General features: G+C 64.9%; 22 protein-coding genes. 20 read left to right on the top strand and 2 right to left on the bottom strand.

Annotated elements, in window-relative coordinates:
- Together BHQ40_RS06840 and BHQ40_RS06845 are read left to right on the top strand one after the other, a co-directional pair.
- Positions 1-396 (top strand): toprim domain-containing protein (locus BHQ40_RS06840; RefSeq protein WP_083276752.1); only part of this gene is annotated, 396 nt, incomplete at its 5' end.
- 297 nt (positions 397-693) lie between these two features.
- Positions 694-1,617 carry a DUF2493 domain-containing protein gene (locus BHQ40_RS06845; protein ID WP_024350846.1) on the top strand — a complete coding sequence of 308 codons (924 nt, stop codon included), beginning with the start codon at positions 694-696 and terminating at the stop codon, positions 1,615-1,617.
- A gap of 24 nt (positions 1,618-1,641) precedes the next feature.
- Here the strand turns inward: BHQ40_RS06845 and BHQ40_RS06850 are convergent, their stop codons facing one another.
- Positions 1,642-1,860 (bottom strand): toxin-antitoxin system YwqK family antitoxin, encoded by a 219-nt coding sequence (locus tag BHQ40_RS06850; protein ID WP_024350845.1) that lies wholly within the window; start codon positions 1,858-1,860, stop codon positions 1,642-1,644.
- 14 nt (positions 1,861-1,874) lie between these two features.
- Positions 1,875-2,084 carry a hypothetical protein gene (locus tag BHQ40_RS06855; RefSeq protein ID WP_024350844.1) on the bottom strand — a complete coding sequence of 70 codons (210 nt, stop codon included), beginning with the start codon at positions 2,082-2,084 and terminating at the stop codon, positions 1,875-1,877.
- A gap of 315 nt (positions 2,085-2,399) precedes the next feature.
- Here BHQ40_RS06855 and BHQ40_RS26120 point away from each other — a divergent pair, with 315 nt between their 5' ends.
- The 18 genes from BHQ40_RS26120 (at position 2,400) to BHQ40_RS06935 (ending at position 14,764) form a co-directional block, all read left to right on the top strand.
- On the top strand, positions 2,400-2,567 hold the full coding sequence (locus BHQ40_RS26120; RefSeq protein ID WP_167522629.1) for a hypothetical protein: 168 nt from the start codon (positions 2,400-2,402) through the stop codon (positions 2,565-2,567).
- Between the two features lie 143 nt (positions 2,568-2,710).
- Positions 2,711-3,013, top strand: a complete 303-nt coding sequence (locus tag BHQ40_RS06860; RefSeq protein ID WP_354320919.1) for a hypothetical protein — start codon at positions 2,711-2,713, stop codon at positions 3,011-3,013.
- A 696-nt stretch (positions 3,014-3,709) separates the two neighbouring features.
- Positions 3,710-4,036: a DUF736 domain-containing protein gene (locus BHQ40_RS06865; protein WP_024350842.1), complete on the top strand. Its 327-nt coding sequence runs from the start codon at positions 3,710-3,712 to the stop codon at positions 4,034-4,036.
- A gap of 167 nt (positions 4,037-4,203) precedes the next feature.
- Entirely contained in the window at positions 4,204-4,446 is a 243-nt protein-coding gene (locus BHQ40_RS06870) for a helix-turn-helix domain-containing protein (protein ID WP_024350841.1), read from the top strand.
- A 117-nt stretch (positions 4,447-4,563) separates the two neighbouring features.
- Positions 4,564-4,827 (top strand): DNA -binding domain-containing protein, encoded by a 264-nt coding sequence (locus BHQ40_RS06875; protein WP_024350840.1) that lies wholly within the window; start codon positions 4,564-4,566, stop codon positions 4,825-4,827.
- A 115-nt stretch (positions 4,828-4,942) separates the two neighbouring features.
- Positions 4,943-5,251, top strand: a complete 309-nt coding sequence (locus BHQ40_RS26930; RefSeq protein ID WP_354320922.1) for a transcriptional regulator domain-containing protein — start codon at positions 4,943-4,945, stop codon at positions 5,249-5,251.
- A gap of 115 nt (positions 5,252-5,366) precedes the next feature.
- Positions 5,367-5,699 carry a DUF2285 domain-containing protein gene (locus BHQ40_RS24960; RefSeq protein WP_234905396.1) on the top strand — a complete coding sequence of 111 codons (333 nt, stop codon included), beginning with the start codon at positions 5,367-5,369 and terminating at the stop codon, positions 5,697-5,699.
- A 126-nt stretch (positions 5,700-5,825) separates the two neighbouring features.
- Complete coding sequence (locus BHQ40_RS06885; protein ID WP_024350838.1) at positions 5,826-6,110, top strand: helix-turn-helix transcriptional regulator; 285 nt, start codon at positions 5,826-5,828, stop codon at positions 6,108-6,110.
- 13 nt (positions 6,111-6,123) lie between these two features.
- Positions 6,124-7,011: a replication initiator protein A gene (locus tag BHQ40_RS06890; RefSeq protein ID WP_024350837.1), complete on the top strand. Its 888-nt coding sequence runs from the start codon at positions 6,124-6,126 to the stop codon at positions 7,009-7,011.
- 208 nt (positions 7,012-7,219) lie between these two features.
- Positions 7,220-7,858, top strand: a complete 639-nt coding sequence (gene parA, locus BHQ40_RS06895; RefSeq protein ID WP_024350836.1) for a ParA family partition ATPase — start codon at positions 7,220-7,222, stop codon at positions 7,856-7,858.
- Positions 7,855-8,109: a hypothetical protein gene (locus BHQ40_RS06900; protein WP_024350835.1), complete on the top strand. Its 255-nt coding sequence runs from the start codon at positions 7,855-7,857 to the stop codon at positions 8,107-8,109. The genes parA and BHQ40_RS06900 overlap by 4 nt, the downstream gene beginning before the upstream one ends.
- Positions 8,106-8,627, top strand: coding sequence for a DUF2840 domain-containing protein (locus BHQ40_RS06905; RefSeq protein WP_024350834.1), 522 nt, complete (start codon positions 8,106-8,108; stop codon positions 8,625-8,627). Before BHQ40_RS06900 ends, BHQ40_RS06905 begins: the two co-directional genes overlap by 4 nt.
- Positions 8,624-9,169, top strand: coding sequence for a S26 family signal peptidase (locus tag BHQ40_RS06910; protein ID WP_024350833.1), 546 nt, complete (start codon positions 8,624-8,626; stop codon positions 9,167-9,169). The genes BHQ40_RS06905 and BHQ40_RS06910 overlap by 4 nt, the downstream gene beginning before the upstream one ends.
- 46 nt (positions 9,170-9,215) lie before the next feature.
- Entirely contained in the window at positions 9,216-9,563 is a 348-nt protein-coding gene (locus tag BHQ40_RS06915) for a DUF736 domain-containing protein (RefSeq protein WP_024350832.1), read from the top strand.
- A 3-nt stretch (positions 9,564-9,566) separates the two neighbouring features.
- Positions 9,567-10,328, top strand: coding sequence for a lytic transglycosylase domain-containing protein (locus BHQ40_RS06920; protein WP_024350831.1), 762 nt, complete (start codon positions 9,567-9,569; stop codon positions 10,326-10,328).
- Positions 10,329-10,572: 244 nt separating this feature from the next.
- The gene (locus BHQ40_RS06925) at positions 10,573-12,312 is read left to right on the top strand and encodes a relaxase/mobilization nuclease domain-containing protein (protein WP_024350830.1); all 1,740 of its coding nucleotides are present in this window, start codon (positions 10,573-10,575) and stop codon (positions 12,310-12,312) included.
- 25 nt (positions 12,313-12,337) lie between these two features.
- Positions 12,338-14,323, top strand: a complete 1,986-nt coding sequence (locus BHQ40_RS06930; RefSeq protein ID WP_024350829.1) for a conjugal transfer protein TraG — start codon at positions 12,338-12,340, stop codon at positions 14,321-14,323.
- A 9-nt stretch (positions 14,324-14,332) separates the two neighbouring features.
- A complete protein-coding gene (locus BHQ40_RS06935) occupies positions 14,333-14,764 on the top strand; it encodes a hypothetical protein (protein WP_024350828.1) in 432 nt (143 codons plus the stop codon).
- Positions 14,765-14,783 lie beyond the last annotated feature (19 nt).

Genomic DNA, 14,783 nt, shown 5'->3' on the forward strand with positions numbered 1-14,783 from the left:
ATGGGCGATCTTCTCGGCAACGCGGTCCGCTTCGGCATAGGCAGCGATGTGATAGCGGCGGGCGAAGGCATCGAGACCGTCCTGTCGCTTCGTCAGGTCCTTCCCGACATGCCTATGCTGGCGGCGCTCTCCGCGGCCCATCTCGCTGCAATCCTGTTCCCCGACACACTGCGGCGGCTCTACATCGTCCGCGACAACGATCCGGCCGGTGACGCTGCGCGCGACACCCTCATCGAACGGGCCGACGCGGCCGGGATCGAGGCGATTGTCATCTCGCCGCAGCTGGGCGACTTCAACGAGGATCTGCGCAACCTCGGCCTGGACGCATTGAGCGTGGAAGCCCGGTTGCAGGTCGCGCCGCAGGACGTCGCGCGCTTCATGGCGTTGGCGGCATAGCCGGCAGGAGAACGGGCGTGAGGTTCGCCGCCGTGCTCGGCGGATGCATCATTCCATCGGAGGGGGCCCGCGCCTCGGCCTTCGAGAGGGCGATCGGCCCACAGGCCGGCCAACCGGGCAATGGCGGCGGCCGACTATTTTCCGGCGCGGCCGAGAGGCCGCTTTCCATCGCGAGGCAAAATAGCCGGCCTTAGCCATCGAGCCCTACGCTTTCGCTCCGGGTGCCCGGTCGTCCGGCCTGCGGGCTTCGTCGCCATGAAGGCCGCGACGGTCGCGGTCCAACCGACGGAGCATCCCATGCGCGAGCACGACGACTACGAACCGCATCACGAATCGTCACCCACCGACCATGTCCTCAACGAACTGCAACTCCACGGGTACCGCCCCTTCACCGACGAGCCCGACCAGCGGCTTCTGCCGGACGGCAATCAGGCCGCGGGCGCCGTCGCCGACATCTTCGACGCTCTGATCGGCACCCTGGCAGACACGCGTCTCGAACCTGACCTCGACGATCTCCTCTGGTCGACCGTGAACGTCTTCCACCGCGCCACCGACCGGATCGGCCGCGAACTGGATGACAATGAGCAGTCCCAGAAGCGGGCGCAGCGCGAACAGGACGGCAGCGAGGTGAAATCGGTCGAACTGGAGCGCCTGATCGCAGAGGGGATCACGCTGATAGAGCGCCAGAACGCCTTCGAGCTGATGCGCGACCAGGCCGCCGAACACTACGAACGCCACGTCGGCAAGCCTTGGCTCCCGCGCAGCGGATCGAAGGTCAACCATCGCAATCTGACTTCGGCGATGATCGACAGCCGCGACTTTCTCATGGCGAAGAAGCGCGCCGATCAGGAAGTACTACTTCCGCCCGGTCCCAAGATCATCGTCACCGGCGGCCTCGACTTCAATGATCACCAGCTTATCTGGGCAAAGCTCGATCAGGTTCACGCCAAGCACGCCGGCATGGTTCTGGTCCATGGAAAGTCGCCAAAGGGTGCCGAGAGGATCGCCTCGCTCTGGGCATCGAACCGCAACGTTCCGCAAATCGGCTTTGCACCCGATTGGACCAAGCACGGACGATCGGCACCGTTCAAGCGGAATGACCAGATGCTCGATATCGTGCCGAAGGGCGTGCTGCACTTCCCGGGCACGGGCATAAATGACAACCTCGCCGACAAGGCCAAGAAGCTCGGCATTCCGGTTTGGAAGCACGGCGGCGCGTGAGCGCCGCCACGCATGGGCCGCTGCCTAGCGCTTCATCTTCGTGACTTTGTAGACGCACCCGGAGCGATCATACGTGGTCCAATCACCGACTTGCTGACCGTCTTCAAAGTAGCCGGACCGCAGCTTCGAACCGTCGCGGCGAAACCACTCCCAGTATCCGGTAGGTTGTCCCTCCATCGTCTGGCCGACGACCCACAAGCTTCCGTCCTTGTGTCGCTTCTGGAAAGCGAGCGTCTCCGTCATCGGCAACCCCACGTTCAGTCTGGCTCGCCTGTCACTGCGATACGGGCGGATCGCGCGTAGAAGGCAAGCTCGGTGTCGTTTTCGATCAACGCGTCGAGGAGCGCTTTCATATCCGCTTGGTCCGAAGACGACTGGAAGGGGCCCGGCTGCCGCTCAATCGCCAGCACAGCGATCGTCAAAGCCTTTTTCACGAGGTGCAGATTACGTCCTGTGAACTCCGCCATCGTCCAGCCCTTCGCGACTCTACACTTGCCGCCAAGAGCATAGCGCAAATGAAGCCATCTGAGGACACGACGCGAGGCTGAGTCGAAAGCAGCGTCGAGACTGTAAAACGGGTCTCCCGACGCGAAGACCACCTCCGCCTATCAGCGCTGATCCTTGGTCCAGCCGCGGACTTGTCGCCATCAACCCATGAAGGGTCGGCTATGCGAGCATGCCGCCGCTGCGGCTGCGCCTGCGCGGTGATTGCAGTCCACGGCCGAACACTTCGGGCGCCTGTCGGCGGGGGATGGTCCCCCGCTCCAGCAGGAGCCCAGCAGATGTCCCTCAATCAAGCTCACGCCTTCGCCTTCAGCCTCGCCACCACCCTGATGGTCTCGATTGTCATCTTCCAGGCGGGCGACGGCAGCATGGGTGTCATGCCCGCGGGCGAATATGACGGCGAACTCGCCGCGATCGTCCATGAGGTTGATCCCTTCGCCCGCTGATCGCGGGCAAGGCTTCACGGCCGCAAGCGGAAGTCCGGCAGGATTTCCGCTCCCGTCCCGGCTTGTCATTCGCTATACTTCAGGCGCGCTGTGGTGGTGGTGGAGGCGCGATCGTCAGCCATGAACGATTGGAAACCACTGCCATGATCATCCTTGCCATACTCGCATCCCTCTTCGCCGTCGGCCTGCTCTGCTGGCTGGTGTTCACCTTGGCCGTTTTCACTCTGCCCGCCTTCGTCGGCGTGACGACGGGCGCCTGGGCCAACGAAGGCGGCGCCGGCATTGCCGGCGCTGTCGTCGTGGGCGCGCTCGCGGCGGCGATGACGCTCGCCATCGGGCACCTCCTGATCGCCTTCGTCCGCCCGATGTGGCTGAAACTCGTCGTGGCGATCGCCTTCGTCGCCCCGGCGGCGATCGCGGGTTTTCATGCCACCATGGCATCGTGAAGCACCTGATGCCGTCGGAAGCGTGGCAGATGGCGTTTTCGATCTTCGGGGCCGTCGCGGTCGGGATCACCGCCTTCCTCCGGGTCGCTGGACTAGTGGCGACTCCCAGCCCATCCAGCCCGGGCCTTACTCGGGCATAATCTTTGTCGAAGTCGTTCCGGCGGATCGGAACAGCACAAGACAAAGCATATCCTCGTAGCCTCCGAGGTTGCAGATGAAGCGGTGGGTGCTGATTGTTCATCGCCCCGAAAAGCAGCCCGCGGGGGAGCGCTTTGGGCAACACCGGCAGCGCATCCGTTCGTGCACCGAAGGCTGAGACGCTCCCGGTGGCAGTCGACGGAGATGCTGGAGCGATGCCTGTAGATGGGGAACGAAGCTGCTACGCACGCCCTGCGCCAACTTGCCGATGCGGGAGAGTCGCCATCTTCTCCGTTATCTGACCGTGCCTAGACCGCTCCAAACGGCCTCTTTAATGGCCTGATCTGGCCGAAGTACGGCTTCGCCTCGATCGCCTATGACACAACAGCCGCGTCGAACTTTCTTCCCCTGCCGGCTGCGCCGTCATTCCTCGCGAGACAAGAAAGCCCTCCTAAGCTGTCAGGCCCCTTCGGGGTGCGCCGTCGACCGCCTCCGGCCTGCCGATCGCCATCGAGGCCGCAATGGTGCGGGCTCGGAAACGGAAAACGGAGAATTACAATGGCGACCATCGGCACCTTCAAGAAGACCGACTCGAACGAGTTCACCGGCGAAATCGTCACCCTCAGCGTCCAGGCCAAGGGCGTGCGCATCGTCCCCGATACCCGCGCCACCGGCGAGAACGCTCCCAGCCACCGCGTCCTGGTGGGCCGCGCCGAGATCGGCGCCGCCTGGTCGAAGCGCTCCAACGAGGGCCGCGACTATCTCGGCCTCAAGCTCGACGATCCGAGCTTCAACGCCCCGATCTACGCCAACCTCTTCGACGACGAGGACGGCGACACCTTCTCGCTGATCTGGTCCCGCCCGAGCGGGCGGCGCGGCGACTGAGGCCTCCGCGCAAGGCCCCGGCCGGAAGGTCGGGGCCTTTCAGCTTTCTGGCAACCGAATCAGCTGACGTTTCCCCGATCGGCTTTGCGGTGGCCAAACTGGCATAGGGCGACTATTATAGTCGTAGTTCTGGCGTGCGCGTAGGTCCGAGTGGGAGGTGATCATGCATGATCACCGCCCGACAATCACGGGCCGCGCGCGCGTTGCTGGGTTGGACACAGGAGACGCTCGCTGACAAGGCTCGCGTATCTCTGACCGCCCTCAAGCGCCTCGAGTCGGCCAGTGGCCTCGAGGTGTACGAGAGCACGCGGGATGAGGTTAGGCGCGCTTTCGAACAGAGTGGCGTCGTGTTCCTGAGCTCCGACCGTGGTGTGGGAGTGATGGTGGTTGATCGCAAAGGGCAAGGCTAACGGCACGCGAGGAGCGAACTCGCAAACGCCCCTCTCATCGGGTTGCGCTAGAAGCTCGCTCGTAACATCGTTAACAAAATGCTCCAGTATGGATGGATATCCGCGCCGGGGAACGCCGTGACTACAAACTTATTTCTTGATGAACCGCCAAGCAGCGCGACGCCGACCGCCTATGACGCGGCCAATGTGAAGCTTTACCTGCGTTTGCTGGATGCCGAAGCGCAAGGCGCTTCCTGGGCGGACGTCGTCGAGACGATTTTCGGGATTTCGGTCAACGCCGAGCCCGAGCGTGCCGAGCGCGTTCACCGCTCGCATCTCGCGCGCGCAAAGTGGATGACGAAGAACGGCTATAGCGGTTTGCTGGCCGGCCGCGTGAACTGAACGTGATGCAGGTTTCGCATCACGTTGCTCCGCCTTCGTTATTCCCAGCCCCCACACAACTTGGAATCGTGTCCGCAGCTCAATTCGCGCGCTAAAACTGCGGAGGCTGTGGAGGATGTCTGAAGAAGATTCTTGGCGGTCAGAGGCCGCTTACGACTATGTCGATGCTCTGTCTCCCGGAGATCTCGCCTGGGAGTTTTTGCGGAGAAACACCGAGTACCGGCGATCATACGACGAATTCCTCCAGGCAGGCGACAACACCGAAGAACTGACCCGGGAGTTTACATCCCGATGGGGGTTGCGATTTCCCGGCAGATCCTTCTGCATCTGCAATCGTCTCTCCAGTCTATTGGGACGCCCACTTCGATCCATCGATCGTCGTCCTCGGCAAAATCCCGACGGCTCACACGCCTCCCTCACTTGACGATTTCATCAGGGCGCAGGCCATAAATGGCATCGATGGCGAGATGCTGCGCCTTCAGATCCGGGGCGAAATTTTCGACGCTTCTCTGCGCGACGGTGCCGGAAGTCTCGCGGCCATGGTCCTTCTTGATGAGCTTACGCCCGACCGCCTGAGCACGCTGGCTCGTTTTTGGGCGGCTCTCGCTGGAAAAACCGTCCCGCCGGATCCGCGTATCACCCGATCCCGACAAAAGCGGGCGCGCGAAATGCTGCGCGTCCTCGACGGTCGGGCATCCGGAGCGACGTATCGTGCAATCGCCGACGCCGTCTTTCCCAAACATGATCACGACGCAGCCTCGTGGGTAGGCAGCGCAATCCGCGAGACGACCATTCGCCTGGCTAGAGACGGCGCGAAGCTCGTCCAGGGCGGCTATCGTTCGATCTTGCGCCGGCCACGCCGAGACCGCTGACGCCCCAAGGGGTGTCGAACTTATCTCCTTTACTTCGACATCGTGCCGACCGCCGCAATCGCGCCACCGTGACCGCAATCCGCCGCCTGTCCGAGGCAGGCGCCGCGAAACCACGGAGGTTCGATCATGGACGAAACGGCCGCCCCCATGCCGCCACGCTACCTCAGGACAGAGGAAGCCGCGCGCTTTCTCGGGCTGTCGGAGCGCACGCTCGAAAAGCACCGAACATATGGCACCGGACCGACCTACCGGAAGCTCGGTGGACGGGTGGTCTATTCGCTGACCGACCTGCAGGCGTGGGCCGATCGCGGCTTGGTGACCTCCACCTCGGATCCGCGTGGCGGCATCGTCGCTCCTGCGAAAGCTGCGGCCTCCCAAGGCCGCAACGCCGGCACTTCCGGCCTTCGCTGATCCGGTCTCCGTGATGTCGTCCCGCCATCAACGCAGCGACGAGCGAGCGCAACTCGACCTCTTCCGGGCGCTGCCCGGTGACCTGGCGCCTCGCGATGCGCAGGACCTGATGGCCTATCCGTTCTTCTCCCTCGCCAAGTCGAAGCGGCTTGCGCCGATCGACTTCAAGGCCGGCTCGGTCAAGATCCGTGTCGAGGCAGTGCCCGAGCATGGCATGGCGACGATCTGGGACGCCGACATCCTCATCTGGGCCGCCTCACAGATCGTCGAGGCTCGCGACGTGGGGCTCCAGCCATCGCGGCTGATGGCCACGACCCCGTATGAAATCCTGAACTTCATCGGCCGCGGCGTATCGCTGCGGGATTACGATCGGCTCAAGGCCGCACTCGACCGACTGCAGTCGACTACCGTCGCGACCTCGATCCGCCAGCCGACAGAGCGGCGGATGCACCGGTTCTCCTGGATCAACGAGTGGAAGGAACGAGCCGACCAACGCGGCAGGCCGCTCGGCCTCGAACTCATCGTTCCCGACTGGTTTTACAGCTCGGTGCTCGACGACGCGCTGGTGCTCACCATTGACCGCAACTACTTCGGCCTGACCGGAGGGCTGGAGCGCTGGCTGTACCGCTTGGTGCGCAAGCACGGCGGCAAGCAGGAGTTCGGCTGGAGCTTCGACTTTCCGCACCTCCATGCAAAGTCGGGTAGCCTCTCGCCGCTCAAGCACTTTGCCTACGACCTCCGCGAGATCGTCCGCCGGCAGCCGCTCCCTGGGTATCAGCTCACCATCGAGCGGTGCGTCGGCGGTCCCGACATCCTGTCCTTCGCACCCACCGATCCCGACGCGCTTGGCATTCCGCGCCGCCGTCGCCGCTCGAAAACTCGCCCTGGGGATAAGCTGTGAATCGTCTCGTGCTATCGGGGACCGGCACTATCGTGCCATCGAGGACCGAAGTCTCGTGCTATCGGGGACCGGATTCGACGAATCCTCGCGCTGAATCAGCGACTTGCAAGCCCTGTAACTTATCTAACCTAGATTCCTACGGAATCTTTCTAACGCGACCGTGCTTTTCGGCCGCTGTGGACGAGTCCCCGATCGCCGGGAGACCGTCATGATCGTCGCACTGCTCAACCAGAAGGGCGGCGTCGGGAAAACGACGCTCGCCCTGCACCTCGCCGGCGAATGGGCTCGCCGTGGACAGCGCGTGACGCTGATCGACGCCGACCCCCAGGGTTCGGCGCTCGACTGGTCGCAGCAGCGCAACCGAGAGGGGTTGGAGCGGCTGTTCGGTGTCGTCGGCCTGGCCCGCGACACGCTCCACCGCGAAGCGCCGGAGTTGGCCCGCGACGTTGACCATGTCGTCATCGACGGCCCGCCGCGCGTCGCTGGGCTGATGCGCTCGGCGCTGCTCGCGGCCGATCTCGTGATGATTCCGGTGCAGCCGTCGCCGCTCGATGGCTGGGCCTCCGCCGAAATGCTCTCGCTGCTCGGCGAGGCACGCATCTACCGCCCGCAACTCGCCGCCCGCTTCGTGCTGAACCGGTGCGCGGCTCGCACCGTGTTGGCGCGCGAGACCGCCGAAACGCTCGCGGATCACGACCCGCCCTTGCTCTCGACCACGATCGGCCAGCGCATCGTCTTCGCCGATGTCGTGCAGACCGGCCGGCTCGCCGCCGAGCAGGACGAGGATTGCCCTGGCGCGCGCGAGATCGCCGCGCTCGCGGCGGAAGTCGCGAGGATCGGCGCATGAGCGCGCGGTCCCCAAAACGCAGCTTCGCGGCGCGTCCGGCCGATCCGGAGAGCTGGATCAAGGCGCCCGAGCGCCACACCCCGCGCGCACAAGCCGGCGAGGACTTCTCGGCGCGACTGACGATCGACGTGACTGCGGATATGCGCGGCCGCATCAAGATCGCCGCCTTCCAGCGCGGGCAGACCGTCGCCGAAATGCTGCGCGCGCTGTTCGAGCGCCAATTCCCACCCCCGTCAGGAGAAGGATCATGACCGGCCATGTCGCCGCGCCAATGCGCGTCGGCCGCGCTGCCGCCGAGCCGCCGCCAGAAGCTTTCACCCAGGTCGAACTTACTTGGGTCGAGAAGCGAACGGAGCACTGGATACGGTTCGGTCACGAGCTACGCGAACAGATCCTCGACCGGCGCCGACGCATCCTCTTCTTCCCTCCGGGAAGCATCTTTGCGCTGGTCCGATGGGCCGCGAATGAGCACGGGACCGTGCTCTCGCGCCTCGACATCCTGCGCGCTGTTGAGCCTGCTGCGCCATGCCAGACGATGCCGACCGTCACGCCCGGAGCGGACATCCTCTTGCGCGTCGACGGCTGGCCGAAGGTGGAGCGCATGCTCCAGCTCATCGACGCCATTGAGGCGCGCGGCATCGAGCCGATCGAGGTCTCGCCGGACCATTGGCGCCACGTCCACAACCGAATGACCGTCGGCGAAACGCCACGCGCTTATGGTCTTCGGCAGCATCGCGCCTTTCTCCTGCGCCAGGAGATCGGCGCATGACGCGGCTCTCCTACGCCATCGCCACAACGGCGGCGGTGTCGCTTCTAGGCCTCGCCTCGATCGCCTCATTCGCGCCGCGCCTCATCTGGAACGCTTCAGCCAGCACGCCGGTCGGCTTCTACACGATCGGCGATGTGCGCGCCCTCGACGTGACCGATCTGGTGGCGGTCGACGCGCCCGAGCCGCTCGCGACATTCCTGTCCGATGGCGACTACCTGCCACGCGGCGTGCCGCTCTTGAAGCGCGTCGCCGCGCTCCCGGGTCAACGGGTTTGCCGGACCGGGCTCGCCATCACGGTCGACGGCGTGCCGATCGGCGACGCCCTCGATCGCGATCGTCGCGGTCGCCCGCTCCCCGTTTGGCAGGGCTGCCGCTTGGTCGCAGCTGGCGAGTTGTTCCTGATGAACTGGCAGGTCCGCGACAGCCTCGACGGCCGCTACTTCGGCCCGCTTCCGGCCACCGCCGTGATCGGCCGGGCCACCCCTCTCTACACCGACGAGGACGGCGATGGCCGCTTCGTCTGGCGCGCGCCGACGCGGTGACGGCGAGCCCATGACCCTGTCCACCGCAACCTGAAGGAGACGACCAATGCCCGTGATCGGTCAATTCATGCGCGAGAATGATGGCTTCATCGGCCATCTGACGACACTTTCCCTGCACCAGGACATCATCGTCGTCGCGGCCGAGCCGTCCGATGCCGAGAACGCGCCGGACTATCGCGTTCATGTGCTCGACACCATGAGCAACGAGACCGGCGCGGAGATCGGCGCAGGCTGGAAGCGCACCGGCGAGAAGGCCGGCGAATACGTCTCGCTGCAGCTTGACGATCCGACCTTCGAACATCCGATCCGCGCCAACCTGTTCCAGTCGGCCGACGACAAGTCCGCCTGGGCCCTACACTGGAACCGCCCGCCAAAGCGCGGCGAGCGGGACTGAACGATGCCCGCCACACGCATCAAACCTGTCGTCGGAGGGAGGATCGCCCTCCGACGTGCAGCTCTCCTTCTCCTTTCCGGCCTGGTCCTCGCCGGATCCGCCGCGAGCACTGCCTACGCCCAGCAGGCGCAGGTCGAGCATCCATCACGCAGCGATCCCTATGGCGCGTACATTGCAGAGGCGTCTCAGCGGTTTGGCGTTCCAGAAACGTGGATACGTGCCGTCATGCGCGTCGAGAGCGCGGGCGATGTGCGCGCGATCTCGTCGGCCGGCGCAATGAGCCTGATGCAAATCATGCCCGCCACGTGGGAGGAGTTGCGCGTCCGGCATCGGCTCGGCGGCAACCCCTACGACCCCCGGGACAACATTCTGGCGGGTGCTGCATATCTGCGCGAGATGCACGACCGTTACGGATCGCCGGGGTTTTTGGCGGCCTACAACGCGGGTCCGGGCCGCTACGAAGAGTATCTCGCCGGCCGCCCATTGCCGGCCGAAACGCGCGCCTATGTCGCGACGCTCGCCCCCATCGTCGGGGGCGGTGAACTGACCGGTCCTGTCATGGTGGCGGCCGCCGATCCACTGACCTGGACGAGAGCGCCGCTCTTCGTCGTACAGTCGGCCGGCAGAGAGTCTGCCGTGCCGTTACAGTCTGACGGCAAGCCGGACACCGCCACGGCGGCGGAACCGGTGCGCGATCAGGGCCCCGTCGCTGCGCCCACCGATGGCCTTTTCGTTGCGCGCAGCGTTTCCGGGGGACCGCGATGACCGCGTTCGCACCCGTTCGTACCGTGGCGTGCCTTGGCGGAAGATGGGCAGTCTGCGGAGGGGGAGCAGTCAGCACAACCGAAAGATGGCGAGATAAAAGCCGGCGATGTGCGGCTTGGTGCGGTCGTGTGTTTTCAGGGGCTTATGGCGCATTTGCGCGAGGTGCACCTTGCCGGCGCAGCCTGCGCATTCGCCATTTTTCCAAGTGTTTCCTTCGCTTTGCGCGATGTGCGGAGCTTTGGCGATGAGCGGCGAGGACGATTTCCGCATCCGGCCTGGCCGCATCCGCTCGACCCGCGCGCAACAGGCACGGCCCTTCATCGCTCAGGCACTTGCGGCCGCACAGCGGGCTGGCGGCCGCGTCTCGCGATCCGGCCAGATCACCAAGAGCAATCGCTCGCGGTTCGGTCGCGGGCAGCGCGCGACAGTGCAGGCCAACCGGCTCCTGACCAGCCGGTCGCGCAACGTGGTTTTCAAGACGCGCGTCGTGCGGCACACCGCCAAGGCCGCGCCGCTTAGCGCCCACCTCAGCTACCTCAGGCGCGAGGGTGTTACCCGGGACGGGGAGAAGGCCCAGCTGTTCGGTCCCGAGACCGGAGACGCCGATCCCAAGGCCTTCGCTGAGCGAACCCAGGACGACCGCCATCATTTCCGCTTCATCGTCTCACCGGAGGACGCAACGGAGATGTCCGACCTCAGGACATACGCCCGCGACCTGATGGGGCAGATGGAAAAGGACCTCGGCACCAAGCTCGACTGGGTCGGCGTCGATCATTGGAACACCGACAATCCCCATGTCCACATCATCCTGCGGGGACGTACCGACGACAGCCAGGACCTCGTAATCTCCCGCGACTACATCAAGGAGGGCATGCGCGCCCGCGCGCAGGACCTCGTCACCCAGGAACTGGGGCCCCGCACCGAGCAGGAGATCCGTCGTAACCTCGGACGTCAGGTCGAGGCGGAACGCTGGACCGATCTCGATCGGCAGATCTCCCGCGACAGCTATCGCAGCGGCATCGTCGACCTCGCGCCACGTCCCGATCAGAAGCCTGACGAGTTCCACGCGTTGAAGGTCGGCAGGCTGCGCAAGCTGGAGACGCTTGGTCTCGCCGATCAGGTCGGTCCCGGTCAATGGGTTGTGTCGGAGACTGCGGAGAAGACTCTACGCGCCCTCGGTGAACGCGGCGACATCATCAAGCGCATCCATCGTGGCCTGACCGAGCGCGGCATCGAGCGTGGCGCCGCGAGCTATGTGCTCGCGGGCGAAAGCATCGATGACCCTGTCATCGGGCGTCTGGTCGATCGCGGTCTCGACGACGAACTGAAGGGCACGGCCTACGCCGTCGTCGACGGCACCGACGGGCGAACCCATCATATTAAGCTCCCCGATCTCGACGCGGCTGCCGACAGCGCGCCGGGTTCGATCGTCGAGCTGCGCAAGTTCGACGACGTGCAGGGCCGCCGCCGTGTCGCACTCGCTGTTCGATCCGATCTCGATATCGAACAGCAGGTCCATGCGACCGGCGCCACCTGGCTCGACCGGCAGGCTATCGCCCGCGAACCGGTGGCTCTCGGTGGAGGCGGCTTTGGCGCGGAGGTGCGGCAGGCAATGGACCGACGCGCCGAGCATCTTATCCACCAAGGGCTCGCCGAGCGTCAGACCCGCGGCGTCAGCTTCTCGCCGGGGCTGATCGAAACTTTGCGCCAGCGCGAGGTCGAAGCGCTCGGGGAGAAGCTCGCGGCCGAGACCGGCCGGCCATTCTCGAAGGCCGGAACGGGCGAGTATGTGGCGGGCACCTATCGCCAGCGCTTCGCGCTCGCCTCCGGCCGCTTCGCCATGATCGACGACGGGCTCGGCTTCCAGCTCGTGCCCTGGTCGCCGTCCCTCGAACGTCAACTCGGCCAGCACGTCTCCGGGGTCTCGCGCGGGGGCGGCGGCGTCGACTGGAGCTTCGGCCGCAATCGCGGCCTCGGCATGTAGCCCCACCAAGAAAGGAGTACCTGCCATGTCGGCGACGAAAATCCTCTGGGGGCAGATCCTCACCGTTTTCCTGATCGTGTTGATGACGACCTGGGGCGCCACGCAATGGACAGCCTACCGTCTCGGCTTCCAGCCCCAGCTCGGTCAGCCTTGGTTCGAACTGGCCGGATGGCCGATCTATTATCCCCCGGCCTTCTTCTGGTGGTGGTATTTCTACGACGCCTATGCGCCGCCGATCTTTGTCGAGGGCGCCTATATCGCCGCGTCGGGTGGCTTCATCTCCATCGCCGTCGCGATCGGCATGTCGGTATGGCGGGCGCGTGAAGCCAAGAACGTCGAGACCTATGGCTCGGCCCGCTGGGCACGACCGGAAGAGGTGAAGGCGGCAGGACTGCTCGGCCCCGACGGAGTCGTACTCGGCAGGCATGAGCGCGAGTATCTCCGCCATGACGGTCCGGAGCATGTGCTGTGCTTCGCGCCGACCCGTTCCGGCAAGGGCGTTGGCCTGGTGGTGCCTTCGCTCTTGACGTGGCCGGGGTCGGCGATCGTCCACGACATCAAGGGCGAGAACTGGACGCTCACCGCCGGCTATCGCGCACGGCATGGCCGCGTGCTGCTCTTCGATCCGACGAACGCGAAGTCGGCGGCCTACAACCCGCTGCTCGAAGTGCGCCGCGGCGAATGGGAAGTCCGCGACGTGCAGAACATCGCCGACATTCTCGTCGACCCGGAAGGCTCGCTCGAAAAGCGAAACCACTGGGAGAAGACATCGCACGCGCTTCTGGTCGGCGCGATCCTGCATGTCCTGTACGCAGAGGCCGACAAGACATTGGCCGGCGTCGCCGCCTTTCTCTCCGATCCGAAGCGCCCGATCGAGTCGACCCTCGCGGCGATGATGAAGACCGCCCATCTCGGCGAGGCCGGTCCACATCCGGTGATCGCCAGCGCCGCCCGCGAACTGCTCAACAAGTCCGATAACGAGCGCTCCGGGGTGCTGTCGACAGCGATGTCGTTCCTCGGCCTGTATCGCGATCCCGTCGTGGCCGAGGTCACCCGTCGCTGCGACTGGCGTATCGCCGACATGGTTGGAGGCAAGTATCCGACCACGCTCTACCTCGTGGTGCCGCCATCGGACATCAACCGGACCAAGCCGCTGATCCGCCTGATCCTCAATCAGGTCGGCCGTCGCCTCACCGAGGACCTGCAGGCGAAGAGCAATCGACACCGGCTGCTGCTCATGCTCGACGAATTTCCCGCCCTTGGGCGCCTGGACTTTTTCGAGAGCGCGCTCGCCTTCATGGCAGGCTACGGTCTGAAGGCGTTCCTCATCGCGCAATCGCTGAACCAAATCGAGAAAGCTTACGGTCCGAACAACTCGATCCTCGATAACTGCCATGTGCGCGTCAGCTTCGCCACCAACGACGAGCGAACTGCGAAGCGCGTTTCGGATGCGCTTGGCACCGCGACCGAAATGAAGGCCATGAAGAACTATGCCGGCCACCGGCTATCGCCCTGGCTCGGCCACCTGATGGTGTCGCGCTCGGAGACTGCACGGCAATTGCTCACGCCGGGCGAGATCATGCAGCTCCCGCCGTCAGACGAGATCGTCATGGTCGCCGGCATCCCGCCTATCCGCGCAAAGAAGGCACGCTATTACGAGGATCGTCGGCTTCAGGAGCGCATCCTTACGCCCCCCGCACTCACGAAGCCCGCAAGCGCTCGAGCCGACGATTGGAGCGCGCTCGCCATACCGGAACCTCCCGTACTGAGTGCGCCAGCTCCGGCAGATAACCTAGCCGACGACGACCCGACGGACTCCGAGCAGCGGCATCAGCCTGAACTGAGCCGCATCAAAACAGTCGAACGCAAGGCGATCGTCGACAACGAATTCGAGATCGATCCTCGCGACGACGTCGATGAGGATGCTGCGCGCCTCAGCCGCATGACGCAGACCATGCGCCAAGTCGCTCGGCAGGCATCGCTCGATCCTGGCGATGGCATCGAGCTATAGGAGGCGGGGGTGACCAAACCTTTGAAGAAGCAGCGGCTGTCGGTCTATCTCGACCCGGACGTCATGAAGGCGCTCGCAGCCCATGCTGCCCGGCGCGATCTGTCCCTGTCACTGGTAGCCGAGGCCGGTATCGCTTCATTCCTCTCGCCGGACGCTGCCGAGCGTCAGGAGGCCGCGACGACGAAGCGGCTTGACCAGCTCGACCGACGCATGGCGCGCATGGAGCGCGATCTGGGAATATCGGTCGAGACGCTCGCCGTGTTCATCCGCTTCTGGCTGACCTCCAACCCGCCGTTGCCGGAGCCGGCGCAAGTTGCGGCTCGCGCCAAAGCGTCGGAGCGCTACGAAGCCTTCGTGACCGCGCTCGGCAGACGACTCGCGCAAGGTCCGAAGCTCAGGCAGGAAATCGCGGAAGACATCCCCGCGCGCGACGCGGAATAATCACTGGTTGACGTATCAC

This window comes from Sphingobium phenoxybenzoativorans (assembly GCF_001757355.1).
In the GTDB taxonomy this organism is placed as follows: domain Bacteria; phylum Pseudomonadota; class Alphaproteobacteria; order Sphingomonadales; family Sphingomonadaceae; genus Sphingobium; species Sphingobium phenoxybenzoativorans.